The following is a 20,060-nucleotide window of genomic DNA, read 5'->3' on the forward strand; positions in this document are numbered from 1 at the left end:
GACAGGATAGGTGGTGCGGGCACGAGCCGCAGCCCGGTCCGGGCGGCATGCACAGAGCCCTCACCGGACGTGACGACGACCCGTCCACCTCGTCGCTCGCGACCGCCCTCGTGTCCCTCGGACGCGGGCCGGCCCCGGCCCCGCGGGTGCGGGGCCGGGGCCGACGGGCGGGTGCCGCGGGTGCTGCGGGCTGGTCAGGCGCGACGACGGCGCAGGACCAGGACGCTCGCGCCGGCGGCGACGAGCAGCACGGCGCCCAGGGCGAGCCACGTCGTCGAGGAGCCGGTGGTGGCGAGCTCGGCGACCGTGGACGGCGCCGCGTCCGCGTCCGCGGCAGGCGTGTCCGACGTCACGGCGGCGACGACCTGGGACCGGGTGTCGTCGTCGGTGGCGGTGCCCTCGTCGGTCGTGACCGGGTCGAGGGTCTCGACGCCGTCGGTCACCTGCGGCCCGGCGCCGGCGGGGTAGGAGATCTCGACCGCGAGCTCGGGGTTGACCACGAGCGTCGCGGTGATGTCGCCGAGGGTCCACGCGAGACCGCCGTCGGTGCGCGTCCAGGTGCCGTCGGTGTACGCCCAGCCGGGGAACGCCGTCGGGGTGCCGTCCTCGGCGACCTCGGCGCCCGGCCAGAGCACGCTGCCCGCGAGGTGGCCGTCGACGAGCTCGCCCAGCTCGATCTCGTGGGTGTGCGTGCCGTCGGACATCACGAGGCGCGCCGTGTTGCCGGTGGAGGTGCCCGCGGGGTCGGTCAGGCGCACGTCGAACGTGATCCACGGGACGCCGTCGACGCTGGTCGTGCCGACGGTCGAACCGTCGAGCGAGGGCTGGACGTCGTCGCCGCCGTCCGTGTCGCCGCCGTCGGTGTCCTCCCCGCCGTCCGTGCCGTCGCCCGGCTCGGTCGTCGCCGGCTCGGTGACCACGATGTCGACGTTCGCGCCGCCCCAGTTGCCGGCGAGGTCGAACGCGCCGGCACGGACGGTGTAGGTGCCCGCCGGGAGGTCCGCCGGGATGCTCCACGAGCCGGTCCAGGAGGACTCGCCGAGCGCGGTGGTCGCCGACGTCGAGCCGATGGGGCCGTAGAACGCGCCGTCCTTGTACAGGTTGGCGGCGACGCGACGCAGCGCGGTGCCGTCGGTCGCGGTGAGGACGACGTCGCCGACCTCCGCGGCCGAGGTGGACGAACCGGCGGTGGGCGCCGTGATCTCGACGACGGGGCGGGCGTTGTCGAGCACGAACTCGACGGTCGTGGTGTTGCCCAGGGCGTCGCGCACGACGAGGACGTTGTCGCCCTCGACGGCGCCGAAGGTGCCGGGCTTGACGCCGTTGAGGTCGGACCAGACGTCGTTCGTGAGGTCCTTCTCGACGCCGTTGAGGGTGAGGCCGTCGACCTTCGAGGGGTCGTGCAGCTTGAAGCTCACCGAGCGGTAGTGGCCGTCGCCGCCCATGGTGTCGTCCTTGGTGGACACCTCGGGGCCGGTGGTGTCCACGACGAACTCCATCCCGGTGGTGTTGCCGAGGGCGTCGAACGCGACCAGCGTGTTGTCGCCCTCGACGGCACCGAAGACGCCCGGCGCGATCCCGTTGACGTCGGACCAGACGTTGTTCGTGAGGTCCTTGACGACGCCGTTGATCTCGACCTTGTCGACCTTGGACGAGTCCTGCAGCTTGACGCTCAGCGATCGGTAGCGGCCGTCGCCGCCCTGCGACTCCGGCTTGACCGTGATCTTCGGACCGTTCGTGTCGAGGACGAACTCCAGCGTGGTGGTGTTGCCCAGGGCGTCGCGCACGACGAGGACGTTGTCGCCCTCGACGGCGCCGAAGGTGCCGGGCTCGACGCCGTTGAGGTCGGACCAGACGTTGTTCGTGAGGTCCTTCTCGACGCCGTTGAGGGTGAGGCCGTCGACCTTCGAACCGTCGTGCAGCTTGAAGCTCACCGAGCGGTAGCGGCCGTCGGCGCCCTGCGACCCGGGCTTGACCGTGACCTCGGGACCGGTGGTGTCGAGCACCAGCTCCAGCGTGGCCGAGTTCCCGAGGGCGTCGAACGCGACGAGCGTGTTCGCGCCCTCGACCGCGCCGAAGGTGCCGGGCTCGATGCCGTTGACGTCGGACCACTCGTTGTTCGTGAGGTCCTTGGCGACGCCGTTGATCTCGACCCTGTCGACCTTGGCGCCGTCGTGCAGCTTGACGCTCGCCGAGCGGTAGCGGCCGTCGGCGCCGTCCGACCCGGGCTTGACCGTGATCGTCGGGCCGGTGGTGTCGAGGGTGAACGACAGCGTGCTGGTGTTGCCGAGGGCGTCGAACGCGACGAGCGTGTTCGCGCCCTCGACCGCGCCGAAGGTGCCGGGCTTGATGCCGTTGACGTCGGAGTAGGTGCTGTTCGTGAGGTCCTTGGCGACGCCGTTGATCTCGACCTTGTCGACCTTGGCGCCGTCGTGCAGCTTGACGCTCAGCGAGCGGTAGCGGCCGTCGGCGCCGTCCGACCCGGGCTTGACGGTGACCGTGGGGCCGGTGGTGTCGGCGGCGGGGGTGTCGGCCACCGCCGGCGCGGCGACGACCATGCCCAGCGCGACGAGGGCGGTGGAGAGGAGGGAGGCGAGCGGTGCGCGTGCTGACGGGGGAGTCATGCGGGAGTTGTCTCCGTGACTGGTGCTGGCGCGCCCCTCGGCTCAGGGACGCCGGACGGCGACCGATGAGAATTCATCGATCTCGCGCCACGGGGGTACCGCGGCGCGCTGACGCTATCCAGCCGTCCCCGGCGCCCTCAAGGATGAAAAGAGACCCCCGCGTGACCTCCCGCGGCACACAGTGGACAGCGTTGTCCGGGACCCGCGGAATCCCGCGGGTCCGACCTTGTGACCGTGTCGTGACATAGCGGACGATTTCACCCGCACCGCCTCCGGTCAGCGGACCTCGCGCAGCAGTCGGGCGAGGTCCTTGCGATGCCGGCGCAGGTCGAAGGTCCAGTCGGACTTGTACGCCTCCCGCGACCAGCCGCCCGGCGGGTGCGCGATCTCGGGCTCGTTCCAGAAGTAGTCGACCTGCACGTCCAGGGGCAGCGAGATGAGCACCTCGTTCCGCGCCGTGTAGGCCTCCTGGCCCAGCACGACCAGGTGCTCCAGGCGTTCGGCGAACAACGTGTTGAACAGCGCCGACCCCGCGAAGCCGGCCACCACCCGCGCCGCCGAGAAGATCTCCGCCTGCCGGCTCAGCGAGTGCTGCTCGGGATAGATCACGTGGAAGCCGGCGTCGGCGAAGTGCCGCTCGACCTCCGGCCGGTTGAGGCACCGGCGGTTCCCGAACGTGTCCGGCCGGGAGACGAAGACCTTGTCCCAGGTGGGACCCGGGTCGGCGGGCAGTCCCGCGCGGATCCGCCGCCACGTCTCGCGGATCTGCGGGTGCACGTAGTGGGGACGGGAGTTGTGGAACATCGGCGTCGCCGCGTACAGGGACTCGACGTACACCGGATGGTCGATCCAGGTGATGTCGTGCTCGGCGATCCCGAACGCCGTGAGGAGCATGCGCTCCAGGCGGGGGTCGCGCTCGTTCGCGTGGCGGATGCGGAAGATCGCCCGGAGGTCGGGGTCGTCGGCCTTCGCGGCGTCCCACCCCCACAACCTCGAGATCACCTCCGTCATGAGATGGCCGAAGTGGCCGGAGTTCTCCGCGTCGAGCAGGTAGTACGACCCGGGCAGCTCCTCCGTGGGCATCACGTGCTGCGGGATCCGCGCGAAGTCCTTGTTGACGTCCACCACGCGCGGGTTGACGAGATCGGCCGCGAGGTGGTGCCGGAACGAGTCCGGCAGGATCTCGTGGCGCGTGAACGCCAGGCTGTTGCTGACCAGCCCGACCTGCCCCCGGTAGCTGCGCAGGTGCAGCGGCGGCACCTCGACCGTCGTGGCGAGCCCGGCCAGCTCCCGCGACGCGCCGTGCGACACCAGCCGGGTGCCCGAGGCGAATGTCTGGGCGGGCAGGGTGCGCAGCCGGCGGACCACGAGGTCCCGGTCGCGGGTGCCGAGCATGCGGTCCGCCCACCGGTCGGACAGCTTGAGGTAGTGCCGGCCGCGCTTGACCAGGCGGATCTCGTCACGCGTCACGTCGACGGCGCTCACCGCCTCGGCGAGCTCCCGGTCCCGCTTCGACGCGTCGTCCGGCACTCCCCGGACGAGGGCGGCGGCCAGCCGACGCAGCCTGACCTCCAGGGGGTTCCCCGGTCGGTACGCCGTCAACGCCCAGCGCGGCACGACGTACGTGCCACCCGGGTGCAGGTGGAAGAACAGGTCCGCGAGCATCGCGTCGTGTCGCGACGCGGGCGCCGACCGCGCGTTGACGATCACGTCCACCGGCCCCCAGAGCTTGAGGTACCACTGGGCGTTCGACTCCTTGCCGAAGGGCAGGAACCGTTCGTGCAGACCGTCGAGCCCCCACTCGGCGTGCGGTTCGGGCGCGACGACGAACAGCTCCGACCCTCGGTACGGCTCCAGCAGCGCCCGCAGCATGGCGGGCGGCACGGCGTCGGCCAGCACCACGACACGCCGCACGCCCGCCGGTCGCTCCGTCGCGGGGACCCCCTCGGGGTCGGCGGTCGCGCGGATGACGCTCGGGGTGTCCCCGGCGTCGGGCGCGCTCGCGGTCGTGCCCGCGGCGTCGGTCTCCTGGGCCTCCGGCAGCCCGGCGCCCTCCTGCGTGTCCTGCTCGTCCTGCACTCGCGATCCCTCCGTCCGGTGGCACCCCGACGCCGCGTCGCCGTCCTGGTGACCCGGCGGCGGCCCTGCGGACGACCATAGGGCCACCGGGTCCCTCCTGCCGGGACGCGCAGGCGATGCCCGCATGTCGGACCCGGCGGCGATGATGGGCGGGTGCACGCCGTCCTGTCTCCCGGCCCCGGCGGTGAACCCGAGCTGACGCGGCCCGCCGCGGCCCTGACCGGCGTCGCCCCGGCCCGTTCCGTCTCCCTCGGGCCGGACCTCCCCGCCGCCGTCGCCGGCGTGGAGGCCGCCGAGCACCCCCGCTGGACCTGGGACGACACGAACACCTGGTACCCCGGGCTCCTGGTCGCCGGCGTCCGGGTGCGGCGGGCGCACGACCTGCGCCTGGCGCACCGCATCCTGCGCGCCTCCACGCTCAGCGCCGGCTCGGCGCTCGCGACCGCCCCGCCCGGGCCATGGGACGCCGCGCCCGTCCCGGTCGACCCGGGCGTGCCGCTGGGGACGCTGCGCCGTCCGCAGGCCGAGTCGCTCTTCGACGACGACCCGGTGCCCGGCGCCGTCCCGGTGCCAGCTGCGGCGGGGCTGCCCGACCCGGTGGCGGAGCTCGCCGCCCAGCAGACGGCCGTCGAGGGTGCCGCCGCGCCGGGGCGTCTGCGCCTGCTGCTGGCCGCCGAGTCCGCGGGCGCCCTGGTCGCGGCCGAGATGCGGCACGCCGGGCTGCCGTGGCGAGCGGACCTCCATGACCAGATCCTCACCGGCATCCTCGGACCGCGGCCGCCCGAGGGGGCCCGCCCCGCCCGGCTCGAGGAGCTCGTCGGGCAGGTCCGGGCGGCGCTCGACGCGCCGCCCACCCTCAACCCGGACTCCCACCCCGACCTGCTGCGCGCCATGGAGTACGCCGGGGTCGGCGCCCGCAGCCTGCGCAAGGGGGAGCTCGAACGGCTCGACCATCCCGTCGTCGCGCCGCTGCTGGAGTACAAGAACCTGTACCGGCTCTGGACGGCGAACGGCTGGCACTGGCTCGACCGCTGGGTCTCGAACGGCCGGTTCCGCACCGACTACGTGGTGGGCGGCGTCGTCACCGGGCGCTGGTCGTCGACCGGCGGCGGGGCGCTCCAGCTCCCCAAGGCGGTGCGGCGCGCCGCGCAGGCCGACCCGGGGTGGGTGCTCGTCGTCGCCGACGCCGCCCAGCTCGAACCGCGGGTCCTCACCGCGATGGCGCGCGACGAGGCGATGGCCGCCGCCGGGCAGGACGGCGACCTCTACGCCGGCATCGTCGCCAGCGGCGCCGTGGAGAGCCGCGAGCACGCGAAGGTCGGCATGCTCGGTGCGATGTACGGCGGGACGACGGGCGTCAGCGGCGTGGTGCTGCCGCGCCTGACCCGCGCGTTCCCGCGGGCGATGGGCCTCGTGGAGGACGCCGCGCTCACGGGGGAGCGCGGCGGCGTCGTCACGACGTGGCTCGGCCGCAGCTCGCCGCCGCCCGGCCGGGCGTGGGAGGCCGCGCAGTCGGGCGCGCTGGACGACGGTGCGGAACAGGACGCCGCGACGGCCGCCCGGTCGTCCGCCCGGTCCTGGGGCCGGTTCACGCGGAACTTCGTCGTGCAGGGCACCGCCGCGGAGTGGGCGCTGTGCTGGCTCGCGTCGATCCGCCGACGGTTGTGGGAGCTCGGCACGAGCCCGACGACGGGGCTCGGCCCGGCGCCCTTCGCCGACCGCCCGCACCTGGCGTTCTTCCTCCACGACGAGGTCGTGGTGCACGCCCCGGCGCACCTCGCCGACGACGTCGCCCGGGTCGTGCGGGAGGCCGCCGACGAGGCGGGGCGCCTGCTGTTCGGCGACTTCCCGGTCGTGTTCCCGCTGACGGTCGCCACGGTCGACTCGTACGCCGACGCCAAGTGACGTCATCGCCCCGGTGGGTAGGGTCGGGCGCATGAGCACCCCCACCCTGGCCGACGTCGTCGCCGTCCTGGAGGACCTGTACCCGCCGTCGACCGCCGAGGGCTGGGACGCCGTCGGGCTGGTCGCGGGCGACCCGCGTCGCGAGGTGCGCAAGGTGCTGCTCGCCGTCGACCCGGTCGCGGCCGTGGTGGACGAGGCGCTCGACTGGGGCGCCGACCTCGTCGTCACGCACCACCCGCTGTTCCTCAAGGGCGTGCACTCGGTGGCCGCGACCACCTTCAAGGGGTCGGTGGTGCACCGGCTGCTCACCGCGGGCTGCGGGCTGTACGTCGCGCACACCAACGCGGACTCCGCACCCCGCGGGGTCGCGGACGCGCTCGCGGACCTCGTGGGCCTGGTGGACCGCGCGCCGCTCGTGGCACGCGCCGACGACGTCGAGCGGGGCATCGGGCGCGTGGGCCGGCTGGAGGCGCCGACCACGCTGGGGGCGTTCGCCCGTCACGTCGCCGGTGTGCTCCCCGCCACGGCGCAGGGGGTGCGCGTCGCCGGTGACCTCGACGCGCCGGTGGCGACGGCGGCGGTCGTGGGTGGCTCCGGGGACTCGCTGTTCGACGCGGTGCGCGCCGCCGAAGTCGACGTGTACGTCACCGCCGACCTGCGGCACCACCCGGCGTCCGAGCTGCGCGAGCGCGCCGGGTTCGAGGCGGGCGACCCGGAGGAGGCCACGGCGGCGACGCCGTTCCTCGTGGACGTGGCCCACTTCGCCTCGGAGTGGCCGTGGCTCGCGTACGCGGCCGCGGATCTCACGAGCAGGCTGCCAGGCGGTACGGTGACCACCAGGGTGAGCACCCTGGTGACCGACCCGTGGACAGCCCGGATCGGCGCCGGTGACCGCTGAGCCCACCCGCCCGCACGTCGAGAGGACCCACCATGGCCACCGCCCCCGCTGAGGACCAGCGCCGACTCCTCGACGTGCAGGCGCTCGACACGCGGCTGCAGCAGCTCGCGCACCAGAAGCGCACCCACCCGACGCTCGCCACGATCGCCGAGCTGGAGTCGCGCCTGGCCGACCTGCACGGGTCGCTCGTGGACTCCCGCACCGCGGTGGCGGACCTCGAGCGCGAGGTGAGGAAGGCGGAGGCCGACGTCGAGCAGGTGCGGGCACGGGCGACCCGCGACCAGCAGCGCCTCGACGGCGGGTCGCTGTCGGCGAAGGACGCGCAGGCGGTCGTCAGCGAGCTCGAGTCGCTGGCACGGCGCCAGGGCGTGCTGGAGGACGCCGAGATCGAGGTCATGGAGCGGCTCGAGGCCCACCAGAAGTCCCTCGCGGAGGTCGAGTCCGCGCACGCCGAGCTCGTCGCCGCCAAGGACGCCGCCACCGCCGAGCGGGACGCCGCGTTCGCGGAGGTCAACGCTGCGGGCCGCCAGGTGCAGACCGAGCGCGCCGAGGCCGTCGCCGGCCTCGACACCGCGCTCGTGGCCCTCTACGACAAGCTCCGCAACCAGCTCGGTGGGCTCGGCGCCGCCGCGCTGCGCGGCAACCGCTGCGAGGGCTGCCGTCTCGAGCTCAACCCGGGCGACCTCGCCGCCGCGAAGAACGCCGGCCCGGAGCAGGTCGTGCGCTGCGAGGAGTGCGGGCGCATCCTCGTCCGCGGCGCCGACGACGCCTGATGCCCGCCCCCGCGTCGGGGGCGCTGGCCCGCTACGACGGCGCGGTCCCCGCGACCGTCGTCCTCGTGCGGCACGGCGTGACCCCGTTGACCGAGGCGGGCGCGCTGTCCGGCGGGGACGTCGTCGGGCCGCCGCTCACCACGCTCGGCCGTCGGCAGGCCGCGCAGGCCGCCGACGCCGTGTTCCGCGTCGGCAAGGACCGCTGGACGGACCTGCCGCGCGCCGACGCCGTCGTGTCCTCACCCATGACCCGCGCGCAGGAGACAGGCGCCGCGATCGGCCGCCGGATCGGCGCACACGTGCGCACCGACGACCGCCTCGCCGAGGTGCGGTTCGGCGCGTGGGAGGGCCTGACGCCCGTCGAGGTGGCGGAGCGGTGGCCCGGAGACCTGTCCCGCTGGGTGCGCGAGGGCACCTTCGCGCCGCCCGGCGGCGAGTCCTACGCCACCCTCGGCGAGCGGGTGCGGCCCGCCCTCGACGACGTCGCCGCCGCGCGCCCCACCGGCACCAGCGTGGTCGTGGCCCACGCCGCCGTCATCCGCGCCCTCGTCGGCGGGACCCTCGGTGCACCGCCGACGTCCTGGGGCCGCCTGCGCATCCCGCCGTGCTCCCTGTCGATCCTGCGGCTGTGGCCGGACGGCGAGCGTGAGGTCAGCGTCGTCGGGTTCCCGACCGACGCCTGACCCGCTCGGCAGGGCGGCGAGTCAGCGTCGCCGCGGGGCGTCTCGCCAGTTGAGCGCGAGGCCGTCCTCGACGGCCGACCACGGAGTCCATCCTTCGTCGTCGAGCAGTCGCCGGGCCATCCTCCGCGCCGAGAGCAGGTCGCCGAGCTCGTCGGGCGACATCGACCAGGTCGGCCGGATGCCACGGGTGAACTGGGACTTGCGGAGCCCTGCGTCCCGGAGGATCCGGAACGCCTCGGCAGGCCGCCGGGCGCGCACCGCGATCTCGGCACTCCAGCCCGAGGCGCGCGAGTCCTCCACCTCGAACACGAAGACCTGGTCCACGGCCGCATCGTCCCACGACATCCCGGCTCCGTGCGGCGGGCGAGGGCGACGACGTCAGGTCGGTGGGGGAGTGCGGTCAGGCGATGACGATCTCCAGCGTGCGGGGGCCGGTGCGGGTGGTGGCGTCGTGCAGGGTCGCCTCGACCATGCGGTAGCTGAGCCCGGTGCCCACTTCCGTGCCGATGACCTGGCCGTCGAGCTCCCGGGCGGCGGCCAGCAGGGTCTCGGCGGACGTCGGCGCCGCACCGGCCCGGCGCAGCAGGTGCCCGGTGAGGACGCCGCGGGTGTGCTTCGCGTTGTGCGAGACCACCGTGCGCTTCCCGTCGTGCTCGCGCACGACGCGCACGGCGACCCAGTCCGTGGCGTCGGGGCCCGTGGTGCGCGGCTTCCACGCGGCGGCGTACGCGGCCGAGCGGCAGTCGACGACGACGTCGCCCGCGGCCCGCGCGTCGAGGACGGCGGCGAGGTCGTCGCGCCAGGCCGTGCCGAGCTTGCCGATGCCCGGCAGGTCGACGCCCATCGACAGCCGGTAGGCGGGGATGCGGTCGCCCGGCGCGACGACGCCCCACAGGCCGGAGAACACCAGCACCGACGACGCAGCACGCGCCGCGGCGGTGCCGGTCAGGTCGCCCAGGCCCGCGGCCGCGTAGAGGACGCCGGTGTAGACGTCGGTGGCGGGCGCCGCCGCGGCGGTGCGCAGCGCCGTGTTGCGGGCGACCTCGTCGGCCAGCCCGGCACCCACCTTGAGGACGTCCGTCGCGTCGGGACGCGCGCTCACCTCGGCGAGGGCGTTCAGCACCTTCTCCCGCCGGGGCGTCAGCGACGGCGCCGTCAGCGCCGTGAGGTCCACCGGCGCCGCGCCGTCCGGAGCGGGGGTCTTGCCCTCGGAGGGCGGTAGGCAGATCAGCACCCGGCCACCCTAGGTGAGCAGCGGTGCTCCGGCGGGGCCGGTCCCGCGTGCGATCGCTCACGTGGGTCGCGCCGCGCCAGGCCGCCGGGCTCCCGGGACACGGCACGAGGCCGGGAGTAGGTTGCGGACGTGGTCCAGGTGAAGGTCTACGGCAACCGGTCGGTGTGGGGTCCGCGACGGACGGAGGTGTCCGACGCGCTGCACGGCGCGCTCGTGGGGGCGTGGCAGATCCCCGCCGACAAGCGGTTCCACCGCTTCTGCCTGCTCGACGACGGCGACCTCGTCGCGCCCCGCTCGGAGGCCTACCTCGTGGTCGAGATCGTCTGCTTCGCCGGCCGCAGCGTCGAGGCGAAGCGGGCGCTGGTCCGCGCGATGTTCGACGACGTCGCCCCCGCGCTGGGGCTGACGAGCGACGACCTGGAGCTCGTGGTGCTGGAGAGCCCGCGCGAGAACTGGGGGATCCGCGGCCTCGCGGGTGACGAGCTGGCTCTCGGGTACCGCGTCGACGTGTGAACGGCCGCCGCCCGACCGGCGTCCGCCGACCGGGCAGGGCTCACCAGCGGGTATCCTTGCCGGGCGGACGAGTCGGTCGGACGGTCGCGTCATCGCTTCGGCGGTGCCGAGGAACGTCCGGGCTCCGCAGGGCGAGGTGGTGGCTAACGGCCACCCGGGGTGACCCGCGGGACAGTGCCACAGAGAACAGACCGCCCGCACGCCTGGCGTGCGGGTAAGGGTGAAACGGTGGTGTAAGAGACCACCAGCGCGGCCGGTGACGGTCGTGGCTTGGTAAACCCCACCTGGAGCAAGGTCAGACAGACTGTGATCGAGGGCGGCCCGCCCGATTCTCTCCGGAGAAGCGCAGTCGGGTAGACCGCTGGAGCCCTGCGGCAACGCAGGGCCTAGATGGATGACCGTCACCCGTGCCGGGGCAACCGGGCACGGGGACAGAACCCGGCGTACAGACCGACTCGTCCGCATCACACGGACCGACCTGTAGTTTTACAGGGCGGTAGGGGAGCCAGCCCGCAAGAGTCTCTGCAAAGGGCTCCGTGCCTGCGGACGGACTCGTGGATCTTCACGCCACGTGGGCCCAGGCGCGGACCGCGGCGCGGATCGCCTCCGACTCGTTCGCCAGGCCTTCCTGCTTCGCGCGCTCCCTCAGTGCGGTCAGGGTCTGCTCGTCGAAGCGGACCGTGACGGGCTTGCCAGGGCCGTCGCCGGCGGCGGGGCGGCCACGGCGGCGCTTGCGCAGCGCGGGCAGGTCGTACCCGGCCTCGGCGAAAACGCGGCCCACGTGACCCCACGCCGCAGTGGCGCCGTCGTCCCGGTGCGCGGCAGGCGGTGCGAAGGCGCTGTCCACGGCGTGTCGGGTCCGGTCGTCGTCGTTCGGCCGTGGGTGGGATCCGGTGTCGCGCGTTTCGCGTGGAGCGTTCCGCGCAGGCCCGCAAGGTCGCCGCTGCACCCGCATGCCGCCAGCTCAGCGCGAAGCGTAGCGCTCGTCAGTCCCACGGCGTCAGGTCGTTGTGCACGTCGTCGATGCAGCCGGACTGCAGCAGCTCGTCGAGGTGCTCGTCGCTCCAGGGGCCGTAGGTCTTCCAGTTGCCTGGCACGCCCCGCAGGTCCATCACTCGCAGCGCGATCCCGCCTTCCTTCAAGGTCAGGTTCGACGCTGTGGAGTCGATGTCCGCGATGTGCTTGAAGTGGACTGCGACGGGTCGGGAACCTTCGCTCTCAAGCCCGGAAAGAAATGTGTAGCCGTGCGACCAGTGGATGATCCGCGTGATCGGCAGACCTCGGTCCAGGACTTCGACGCTGGTGACGACGACGTCATCCGGGTCCAGAGGCGGTGGAGGCTGCTTTCGGAAGAAGATTCGCACCGACCCCTCCGGTCTGACATGGCCGCTGCGGCACGACCCGTCCGGCGTTCTCTGTCGTCGCACTGCGGCCACGACTCAGAGCGAACCACGGTCGCGCCTAGGTCGACCACGCACCGCGAGGGGCGCCAGGGCGAGCGCGAGGTCAAGGTCCTCGTCGGCGCCCGGATCGAGGGTGACCGTGACGGCGCGACGGCGTCCCTCGGGCTGCCCACGGTGCACATCCTGCCGTAGCGTTCCGCACATGGCCGCGCTGGAGTTCCGCCCCGCGAACGAGGTGCCCTTCGACGACGTGCAGACGGTGCTGGGATCGTCCCAGGCGGGCCGGTGCCAGTGTCAGCGTCAGGTGCTGGGGGACCGGTCGTGGTGGGACATGCCGGTGGGGGAGCGGCGGATGCGGCTGGCGGAGCAGTCGTGCGCGGGCGACCCGGCGGCGCCGACGACGAGCGGACTGGTCGCCTACGACGACGGCGAGCCGGCGGGGTGGGTGGCGGTGGCGCCGCGCCCGACGTACCGCCGCTACTACGGTCGCAGCCCGGTGGTGTGGCGGGGGCGCCACGAGGACCGGGACGACGACGGCGTGTGGGTGGCGGCGTGCTTCGTGGTGCGGGCGGGGCACCGCGGCGGGGGGCTGATGTACGAGCTGGCGGCCGCGGCCGTGGATTTCGCCCGGTCCCGTGGTGCGACGGCGCTGGAGGGCTACCCGATCGTCGCGGCGGACGGCGGGGAGGTCGTGTGGGACGAGGCGAGCGTGGGGACCCCGCAGGTCTTCGCCGCGGCAGGACTGACGCAGGTGTCGGCGCCGACGTCGCGGCGCCGGGTCGTGCGCATCGACTTCGACGAGGTTTCGCCTCCGTGACGAGGGTGAAAATTCGGTCAAGAAAGTCCATACGACGGTTTACCCGAGGCTGTTCCGGGAGTACGGTGGCCGCATCGTGACGACGAGGTCACGGGTCAGGAGACGCCGGTGTCGCACCGCGGCACGCAGGGGGCGTGGACTGCGAGGACGAAGGTGGGATCGTGACACTCACCAGTGAGGTCAGGGCCGGCGGCATCCTGCTCGCGCAGGAGCCGACGGTGAGCAGGGTGACCCTGTGGGGCGAGATCGACAGCGCCCTGCGGAACCAGGCGTCGGCGGCGCTCGCCGGCGCTTTCCAGCGGGACCTGCCCGTGGTCGTGGACGTCGCGCGCGTGACGTTCATCGACTCGGCGGGGATCGCGTTCCTCGTGCAGCTCTGCCGCATCGGGCGTGACGAAGGACTCCAGGTGTCGGTCCACGGACCGTCGCCCCAGGTCCGCGACGTGCTGCGGACGCTGCACCTCGACGCGCTCGTCGCGGGCTGAACGCACGACGCCCCCGCCCGGCACGGGCGGGGGCGTCGTGACGTCCGGACGGATCAGTGCGGACGCGCCGCCAGGGACGCCGCCCCGACGATGCCCGCCTTGTTGCGCAGGGTGGCGGGGATGATCTCGGCGCGCAGGTCCAGCAGCGGCAGGAACTTCTCGTGGTGCTTGCTCACGCCGCCGCCGACGACGATCAGCTCGGGCGAGAGCAGCATCTCGACCGTCTCGAAGTACCGCTGCAGACGCTTCGCCCACTTCTCCCACGACAGGTCCTCGCGGCCGCGCGCCGACTCCGCCGCCTTCGACTCGGCGTCGTGCCCGTCGATCTCCAGGTGGCCGAGCTCCGTGTTCGGGACCAGCACGCCGTCCACCAGCAGGGCGGAACCGATGCCCGTGCCGAGGGTCACGACGAGCACGACGCCGTCGTGCCCGGCCGCGGCGCCGTACCGCTGCTCGCCCACCCCCGCGGCGTCGGCGTCGTTGACCGCCACGACGTCGCGGCCCGTCGTCTCGTGCAGCAGCGCGGGCAGGTCGACCCCCTGCCACGACTTGTGCAGGTTGGCGATGAACCGGATGACGCCGTGGTCGAGCGGTGCGGGGAACGCGACGCCGATCGGTGAGTCCGGCGGCAGGTCGAACCCCTCGACGAGCTCGCCGATGACCTCGGCCACGGCGTCGGGCGTCGACTTGTGCGGCGTGGGGATCCGGCGTCGGTCCGCGGTGAACTCGCCCGTGGCCAGGTCGACCGGCGCACCCTTGATGCCGGACCCGCCGATGTCGATGCCGAAGGCCACCTGATTGCTGCTCTGCTCAGCCATGACACCCATCCTGCGGCATGCTCGGGGCATGAGCGAGGAGAACAGCACGACCCAGTACTGGTTCAACACCAAGACCGGTCAGGTGGAGACCTCCGGCGAGAAGTCGTCGTGGACGCACCTCATGGGCCCGTACCCGACGCGCGAGGAGGCCGCCCAGGCCCTCGACACGGCGTCGCGCCGCACCGAGGACTGGGAGACCGAGGACGAGGAGTGGCGCCGGGGCTGACCGCCCCGGCGCGACGGTCACTGCGCGAAGGTGTGGTCCGCCGTCGGGAAGGCGCCGGAGCGGACGTCGGCCACGTACTCCTGCGCGGCCTCGCGCAGGAGGCGGCCGACCTCGGCGAACCGGCGCGCGAACCGCGGGGACCAGTCGGTCATCCCGGCCATGTCGGTCCACACCAGCACCTGCCCGTCGACCTCCGGCCCGGCACCGATCCCGATGGTCGGGACGGCGAGGAACTCGGTGATCCGTGCGGACACCTCGCGCGGCACCATCTCCAGCACGACGGCGCACGCCCCCGCCTCCTGGACGGCGAGCGCGTCCTGGCTGAGCTCCTCGGCGGCCTCGTCGCCACGGCCCTGCACCCGCGGGCCGCCGAGGGCGTTCTCCGACTGCGGGGTGTACCCGAGGTGTCCGACGACGGGGATGCCGGCGTCGGTGATGGCGCGGATCTGCGCCGCCGAACGGCGACCGCCCTCGAGCTTGACCGCGGACGCCCCGGTCTCCTTCATGACCCGCACGGCGGAGGCGAGCGCCTGCGCGGGGCCCTCCTCGTACGTGCCGAAGGGCAGGTCGACGACGACGAAGGACCGCGGGGCCGCGGACGCCACGGCCCGGCCGGCCCGCAGCATGTCGTCCAGCGTGACGGGGAGCGTGGTGGCGTGGCCGAGCATCGTGTTGCCGATGGAGTCGCCGACCAGCAGCGTGTCGACGCCGGCGGCGTCGAACAGGGCTGCCGTGACCGCGTCGTAGGCGGTGAGCATGGTGATCTTCTCGCCGCGCTCCTTGGCCTGGCGCAGGTGGTGCACCCGGACACGCTTCGCGCCGGGGGCGATGCCGCCCGCGACGGAGGGGTCCGGCGTGACGGACCTCACACCGGCGGTCGGCTCTGACGGGGGGGAGGGGTTGTGGCCCGAAGCTGCCATGGTCGCTAGCGTAGGCGACAGTCGTCGGGGGCCGTGTCCCCGGGCGGTTCGACGTCGCCGTCGTGGCGCGTCACCCACGATCCACACGTATCGGGCAGGATGGGCACATGGACAGGCAGCAGGAGTTCGTGCTCCGCACGGTCGAGGAGCGCGACATCCGCTTCATCCGACTCTGGTTCACCGACGTGCTCGGTGTGCTCAAGTCGGTCGCGGTGGCGCCCGCCGAGCTCGAGCAGGCGTTCGTCGAGGGCATCGGGTTCGACGGGAGCTCCATCGAGGGGCTGACCCGCGTCTACGAGGCGGACATGATCGCCAAGCCCGACCCGACGACCTTCCAGGTCCTGCCGTGGCGCGGGGAGCGGCACGGCACGGGCCGCATGTTCTGCGACATCCTCACCCCGGACGGCTCGCCGTCCCTGGCGGACTCCCGCAACGTGCTCAAGCGCACGCTCGCCAAGGCGAGCGACAAGGGGTTCACCTTCTACACGCACCCCGAGGTCGAGTTCTACCTGTTCAACCAGGTCTCGTCGCCGGACGCCCCGCTCGTCCCGGTCGACACCGGCGGCTACTTCGACCACCTGGCCCGCGGCAGCACGCACGACTTCCGCCGCGCGGCGATCACGATGCTGGAGTCGATGGGCATCTCGGTGGAGTTCTCGCACCACGAGGCGGGCCCCGGCCAGAACGAGATCGACCTGCGCTACGCCGACGCCCTCGCCACCGCCGACAACCTCATGACGTTCCGCACGGTCGTCAAGGAGGTCGCCCTCGAGCAGGGGGTGTTCGCGTCGTTCATGCCGAAGCCGCTGGCGAACCAGCCGGGGTCGGGCATGCACACGCACATGTCGCTCTTCGAGGGTGATCGCAACGCGTTCCACGAGCCGGGCGCCCAGTTCGAGCTGTCGAAGACGGCCCGCCAGTTCATCGCCGGCCTGCTGGTCCACGCGGGCGAGATCACCGCGGTGACGAACCAGCACGTCAACTCGTACAAGCGGCTGTGGGGCGGCGCCGAGGCGCCGAGCTACATCTGCTGGGGCCACAACAACCGCTCCGCGCTGGTGCGCGTGCCCATGTACAAGCCGGGCAAGGGCAACTCCTCGCGCGTCGAGTACCGCGCCCTGGACTCCGCCGCCAACCCGTACCTCGCGTTCGCGGTGCTGCTCGCCGCGGGCATGAAGGGCATCGAGGAGGGCTACGAGCTCCCCGAGGCCACCGAGGACGACGTCTGGGAGCTCACCGACGCCGAGCGTCGCGCGCTGGGCATCTCCCCGCTGCCGGAGTCGCTGGACGAGGCGATCGAGCTCATGGAGTCCTCCGAGCTGGTGGCCGAGACCCTCGGCGAGCACGTCTTCGACTACGTGCTGCGCAACAAGCGCAACGAGTGGGCGGCCTACCGCTCGCAGGTCACGCCCTACGAGCTGCAGACGTCGCTGCAGTTCCTGTGATCCGAACGGGGGCGGCGTCGCGGTGAGCTCGACCACCTCCGGTCGGGGTCGCCGCGAGACCCCGACCCGCAGGCTGCTGCGGGCAGGGTTCGCGGACCTCACCCGGTCCGCGGGTCTCTGGGAGGACCCTGCCCTGCGAGCGCTGGTCGGCGAGGACGACGACGTCCTCCTCGCCGAGCTCGCCGGCACCGCCGACCCGGACCTCGCGCTGCTGCAGATCGTGCGGCTGGCGGGCGTCGACGACGCCCAGGACCGACTCCAGGCCCTGCGCCGGGCGGACGCCGCCGGCGCCCGTGCCCGCCTGCTCGCCGTGCTCGGCGCCTCCAGCGCGCTCGGCGACGAGGTGATCCGGCGACCCGAGCTGCTCGACGTCCTCGCCGACGGCGACCGCGGCATCGGCGTCGACCCCACCACGGTGCGTGCCGAGCTCCTGCGCGCGGTGGGTGCCGACCCCGACGTGCGCCTGCCCGTCGCGGCCGACCCGCCCGCCGGCCCGGAGGCTGCGCCCGCCTGGCCGGACGCCGCGGCCCGCACGGGCACGGACGCCCTGCGCCGGGCCTACCGGTCGCGGCTGCTGCGCATTGCCGCGACCGACCTCACGGCGCCCGACCCCCTGGCCGTGCTCCCCGGCGTCGCGGCCGCGTTGGCCGACCTGGCCGCGGCGGCCCTGGACGCGGCGCTGGCGGTGGCCCGGTCGCATCTCGAGGGCCACGGTGCCGAGGTCCGCCTCGCCGTGCTGGGCATGGGCAAGACCGGCGGCCGCGAGCTCAACTACGTCTCCGACGTCGACGTCGTCTACGTGTGCGAGCCGGACGTCGCCGACGGGGAGCCCGTGGTGGACGAGCCCACCGCGATGCGGATCGGCACCCAGCTCGCCTCGCGCCTGCAGAAGGTGTGCGGGGGGACCTCGATGGAACCCGCGCTGTGGGAGGTCGACGCCGCGCTGCGCCCCGAGGGCAAGCAGGGGCCGCTCGTGCGGACGCTCGCCAGCCACGTCGCGTACTACGAGCGCTGGGCGGCGACCTGGGAGTTCCAGGCGCTGCTCAAGGCGAGGCCCGTCGCGGGCGACATCGCGCTGGGGGAGGCGTACCGGGAGGCGACCGCTCCCTTCGTGTGGTCGGCGGTCAACCGCGACCACTTCGTCGAGGACTCCCAGGCCATGCGCCGCCGGGTCGAGGACCACGTGCCGACCGCCGAGGCCGACCGGCAGATCAAGCTCGGCAAGGGCGGCCTGCGGGACGTCGAGTTCACCGTCCAGCTCCTGCAGCTCGTGCACGGCCGCACCGACGACGGCATCCACCAGGCCAACACCCTGGATGCGCTGGGCGCCCTCGCGCAGGAGGGCTTCGTCGGCCGCGAGCACGCCGTCCGCATGGGTGACTGCTACCGGTTCCTGCGCTCCCTGGAGCACCGTGTGCAGCTCTACCGGCTGCGCCGCACCCACCTTCTGCCCTCCGGCGAGGACGAGCTGCGCCGCCTGGCCCGCTCGCTCGGCATGGCGGCGGCCGGCGCCGACGGCCTCCTCAAGCGCTGGCGGGCCACGCGCCGCGAGGTGCGGTCCCTGCACGAGGCCGTCTTCTACCGGCCGCTGCTGCCCGCGTGGGCGCAGCTGTCGGACGACGAGATCTCGCTCGACGCGAGTGCCGCGCGCGCCCGGTTCGCCGCCATCGGCTACCGCGACCCCGACGGCGCGATGCGGCACGTCGTCGCGCTCACCGAGGGCACCTCCCGGCGGGCGGCGCTCCAGCGTCAGCTCCTGCCGGTCATGCTCGGCTGGTTCGCCGAGGGTGCGGACCCGGACGGCGGCCTGCTCGCGTTCCGCAAGCTCTCCGACGAGCTGGGCACCACCCCCTGGTACCTGCGCCTGCTGCGGGACTCGGGCAACGCGGCCTACCACCTGGCCCAGCTGCTCGCGTCGTCGCGCTACCTGTCGGACGCGCTCGCCCGGTCGCCGGAGTCCGTGCAGTGGCTGGCCGACACCTCGCGGCTGGAGCCGCGCGGCCCGGAGCGGCTCGCCGCCGAGGCCGACGCGATCCTCACCCGCGCCGACGAGGCCGGCCCGGCCGCCACCAGCCTGCGGGCGCTGCGCCGCCGCGAGCTCGCCCGCACCGGCGCGGGGGAGGCGCTCGGCGTCCTCGACCCGGTCACCGCCCAGGCGGCGATCTCCGACGCCGCGGACGTCGTGCTCGTCGGAGGGCTGCGCGTCGCCGAGCACGCGGCCCGCCGCGAGCTGGGCCTCGACCCCGACCCGGCGGCGGACCCGACGCGCATGCTGGTGATCGCGATGGGCCGTCTCGGCGGGCAGGAGATGGGCTACGGCTCCGACGCCGACGTCATGTTCGCCCACCAGCCCCGCCCCGGGGCCGACGGCCGGCTCGCCCAGGACTTCGCCGTCGCCGCCGCGCGCAGCATGCAGAAGCTGCTCTCCGCCGTCGGCCCGGAACCGAACCTCCCGGTCGACGCGGACCTGCGGCCCGAGGGGCGCCAGGGCGTCCTCGTGCGCACCCTCGACTCCTACGCCGAGTACTACGAGCGGTGGGCCAGCGTCTGGGAGCAGCAGGCGCTGCTGCGCGCCCGTCCCGTCGCGGGCGTCATCGGGGGCGGCGAGGACCTCGCCCGTCGCTTCGACGCGATGGTCGACCCGCTGCGCTACCCCGCCGGCGGCCTCCCGGAGGCCGACCTGCGCGAGGTGCGCCGTATCAAGGCGCGCGTGGAGTCCGAACGCCTCCCGCGCGGTGTCGACCCGACCCGGCACCTCAAGCTCGGTCGTGGCGGGGTGTCCGACGTCGAGTGGGCCGTGCAGCTCCTCCAGCTCCAGCACGCCCACGAGGTCGAGGGACTGCGCACCACCCGCACGGTCGCGGCGCTCGACGCCGCCGTGGACGCCGGGCTCGTCGACGACACCGACGCCACCTACCTGCGCACGGCGTGGCTGCTCGCGTCCCGGCTGCGCTCGGCGCTCGTGCTGTGGTCCGGCAAGACGGGCGGCCCGCGCGCCGACGTCCTGCCCGCCGACGCCCGCTCGCTGCCCGCGCTCGCGCGGCTGCTCGGGGACGTCGGCAGCGGCGTCGAGCTCGAGGACCTCTACCTGCGCACCTCGCGCCGCGCGCGCACCGTCGTCGAACGGCTCGTGTACGGCGAGGAGTAGGCCTCGACCAGGCCACGGACCGCGTCCCGACGGGCCGTCGGATGCGGCAGGATGAGCACATGCGAACCTGCGGATCCTGCTGCGTGCGG

General features: G+C 73.8%; 18 protein-coding genes and 1 other RNA gene. 11 read left to right on the forward strand and 8 right to left on the reverse strand.

What is annotated here, in order from left to right:
* Nucleotides 1-194 precede the first annotated feature (194 nt).
* Together I598_RS01590 and I598_RS01595 are read right to left on the reverse strand one after the other, a co-directional pair.
* Entirely contained in the window at nucleotides 195-2,624 is a 2,430-nt protein-coding gene (locus tag I598_RS01590; protein ID WP_068200692.1) for an Ig-like domain-containing protein, read from the reverse strand.
* A gap of 276 nt (nucleotides 2,625-2,900) precedes the next feature.
* Complete coding sequence (locus tag I598_RS01595; protein WP_157557130.1) at nucleotides 2,901-4,703, reverse strand: glycosyltransferase family 61 protein; 1,803 nt, start codon at nucleotides 4,701-4,703, stop codon at nucleotides 2,901-2,903.
* A gap of 153 nt (nucleotides 4,704-4,856) precedes the next feature.
* Between I598_RS01595 and I598_RS01600 the strand changes: the two genes are divergently transcribed.
* The 4 genes from I598_RS01600 to I598_RS01615 are packed head-to-tail and all read left to right on the forward strand — an operon-like array spanning nucleotide 4,857 to nucleotide 8,962.
* A complete protein-coding gene (locus I598_RS01600) occupies nucleotides 4,857-6,608 on the forward strand; it encodes a bifunctional 3'-5' exonuclease/DNA polymerase (protein ID WP_083972758.1) in 1,752 nt (583 codons plus the stop codon).
* Between the two features lie 31 nt (nucleotides 6,609-6,639).
* The gene (locus I598_RS01605) at nucleotides 6,640-7,506 is read left to right on the forward strand and encodes a Nif3-like dinuclear metal center hexameric protein (RefSeq protein ID WP_068200696.1); all 867 of its coding nucleotides are present in this window, start codon (nucleotides 6,640-6,642) and stop codon (nucleotides 7,504-7,506) included.
* 32 nt (nucleotides 7,507-7,538) lie between these two features.
* Nucleotides 7,539-8,279, forward strand: coding sequence for a zinc ribbon domain-containing protein (locus I598_RS01610; protein WP_068200698.1), 741 nt, complete (start codon nucleotides 7,539-7,541; stop codon nucleotides 8,277-8,279).
* On the forward strand, nucleotides 8,279-8,962 hold the full coding sequence (locus I598_RS01615; protein WP_068200699.1) for a histidine phosphatase family protein: 684 nt from the start codon (nucleotides 8,279-8,281) through the stop codon (nucleotides 8,960-8,962). Before I598_RS01610 ends, I598_RS01615 begins: the two co-directional genes overlap by 1 nt.
* A 21-nt stretch (nucleotides 8,963-8,983) precedes the next feature.
* Here the strand turns inward: I598_RS01615 and I598_RS01620 are convergent, their stop codons facing one another.
* Both I598_RS01620 and I598_RS01625 read right to left on the reverse strand, forming a co-directional pair.
* On the reverse strand, nucleotides 8,984-9,286 hold the full coding sequence (locus tag I598_RS01620; RefSeq protein WP_157557132.1) for a hypothetical protein: 303 nt from the start codon (nucleotides 9,284-9,286) through the stop codon (nucleotides 8,984-8,986).
* A gap of 76 nt (nucleotides 9,287-9,362) precedes the next feature.
* Nucleotides 9,363-10,196, reverse strand: coding sequence for a YaaA family protein (locus I598_RS01625; RefSeq protein WP_068200703.1), 834 nt, complete (start codon nucleotides 10,194-10,196; stop codon nucleotides 9,363-9,365).
* 129 nt (nucleotides 10,197-10,325) lie between these two features.
* Here I598_RS01625 and I598_RS01630 point away from each other — a divergent pair, with 129 nt between their 5' ends.
* Together I598_RS01630 and rnpB are read left to right on the forward strand one after the other, a co-directional pair.
* Entirely contained in the window at nucleotides 10,326-10,709 is a 384-nt protein-coding gene (locus I598_RS01630) for a tautomerase family protein (protein ID WP_068200706.1), read from the forward strand.
* A 68-nt stretch (nucleotides 10,710-10,777) separates the two neighbouring features.
* Nucleotides 10,778-11,171, forward strand: an RNA gene (rnpB, locus tag I598_RS01635) — RNase P RNA component class A.
* Between the two features lie 100 nt (nucleotides 11,172-11,271).
* Here rnpB and I598_RS17325 read toward each other — a convergent pair.
* Both I598_RS17325 and I598_RS17545 read right to left on the reverse strand, forming a co-directional pair.
* The gene (locus I598_RS17325; RefSeq protein WP_232314228.1) at nucleotides 11,272-11,556 is read right to left on the reverse strand and encodes a ribbon-helix-helix domain-containing protein; all 285 of its coding nucleotides are present in this window, start codon (nucleotides 11,554-11,556) and stop codon (nucleotides 11,272-11,274) included.
* A gap of 139 nt (nucleotides 11,557-11,695) precedes the next feature.
* On the reverse strand, nucleotides 11,696-12,073 hold the full coding sequence (locus I598_RS17545; RefSeq protein WP_157557134.1) for a hypothetical protein: 378 nt from the start codon (nucleotides 12,071-12,073) through the stop codon (nucleotides 11,696-11,698).
* Between the two features lie 241 nt (nucleotides 12,074-12,314).
* On the opposite strand from I598_RS17545, the gene I598_RS01650 reads away from it, so the two are divergent.
* Both I598_RS01650 and I598_RS01655 read left to right on the forward strand, forming a co-directional pair.
* Nucleotides 12,315-12,929 carry a GNAT family N-acetyltransferase gene (locus I598_RS01650; RefSeq protein WP_068200710.1) on the forward strand — a complete coding sequence of 205 codons (615 nt, stop codon included), beginning with the start codon at nucleotides 12,315-12,317 and terminating at the stop codon, nucleotides 12,927-12,929.
* A 161-nt stretch (nucleotides 12,930-13,090) separates the two neighbouring features.
* On the forward strand, nucleotides 13,091-13,414 hold the full coding sequence (locus I598_RS01655; protein WP_068204746.1) for an STAS domain-containing protein: 324 nt from the start codon (nucleotides 13,091-13,093) through the stop codon (nucleotides 13,412-13,414).
* Between the two features lie 53 nt (nucleotides 13,415-13,467).
* Here I598_RS01655 and ppgK read toward each other — a convergent pair whose 3' ends face one another.
* Complete coding sequence (gene ppgK / locus I598_RS01660) at nucleotides 13,468-14,232, reverse strand: polyphosphate--glucose phosphotransferase (RefSeq protein WP_068200713.1); 765 nt, start codon at nucleotides 14,230-14,232, stop codon at nucleotides 13,468-13,470.
* 28 nt (nucleotides 14,233-14,260) lie between these two features.
* Here ppgK and I598_RS01665 point away from each other — a divergent pair, with 28 nt between their 5' ends.
* Nucleotides 14,261-14,458 (forward strand): hypothetical protein, encoded by a 198-nt coding sequence (locus tag I598_RS01665; RefSeq protein ID WP_068200714.1) that lies wholly within the window; start codon nucleotides 14,261-14,263, stop codon nucleotides 14,456-14,458.
* A 17-nt stretch (nucleotides 14,459-14,475) separates the two neighbouring features.
* Here I598_RS01665 and panB read toward each other — a convergent pair whose 3' ends face one another.
* A complete protein-coding gene (panB, locus tag I598_RS01670; protein WP_083972760.1) occupies nucleotides 14,476-15,378 on the reverse strand; it encodes a 3-methyl-2-oxobutanoate hydroxymethyltransferase in 903 nt (300 codons plus the stop codon).
* 107 nt (nucleotides 15,379-15,485) lie between these two features.
* On the opposite strand from panB, the gene glnA reads away from it, so the two are divergent.
* The gene (gene glnA / locus I598_RS01675) at nucleotides 15,486-16,823 is read left to right on the forward strand and encodes a type I glutamate--ammonia ligase (RefSeq protein ID WP_068200716.1); all 1,338 of its coding nucleotides are present in this window, start codon (nucleotides 15,486-15,488) and stop codon (nucleotides 16,821-16,823) included.
* A 22-nt stretch (nucleotides 16,824-16,845) separates the two neighbouring features.
* A complete protein-coding gene (locus I598_RS01680) occupies nucleotides 16,846-19,971 on the forward strand; it encodes a bifunctional [glutamine synthetase] adenylyltransferase/[glutamine synthetase]-adenylyl-L-tyrosine phosphorylase (protein WP_068200718.1) in 3,126 nt (1,041 codons plus the stop codon).
* Nucleotides 19,972-20,060 lie beyond the last annotated feature (89 nt).

Origin of the sequence: Isoptericola dokdonensis DS-3, from assembly GCF_001636295.1 — a bacterium.
In the GTDB taxonomy this organism is placed as follows: domain Bacteria; phylum Actinomycetota; class Actinomycetes; order Actinomycetales; family Cellulomonadaceae; genus Isoptericola; species Isoptericola dokdonensis.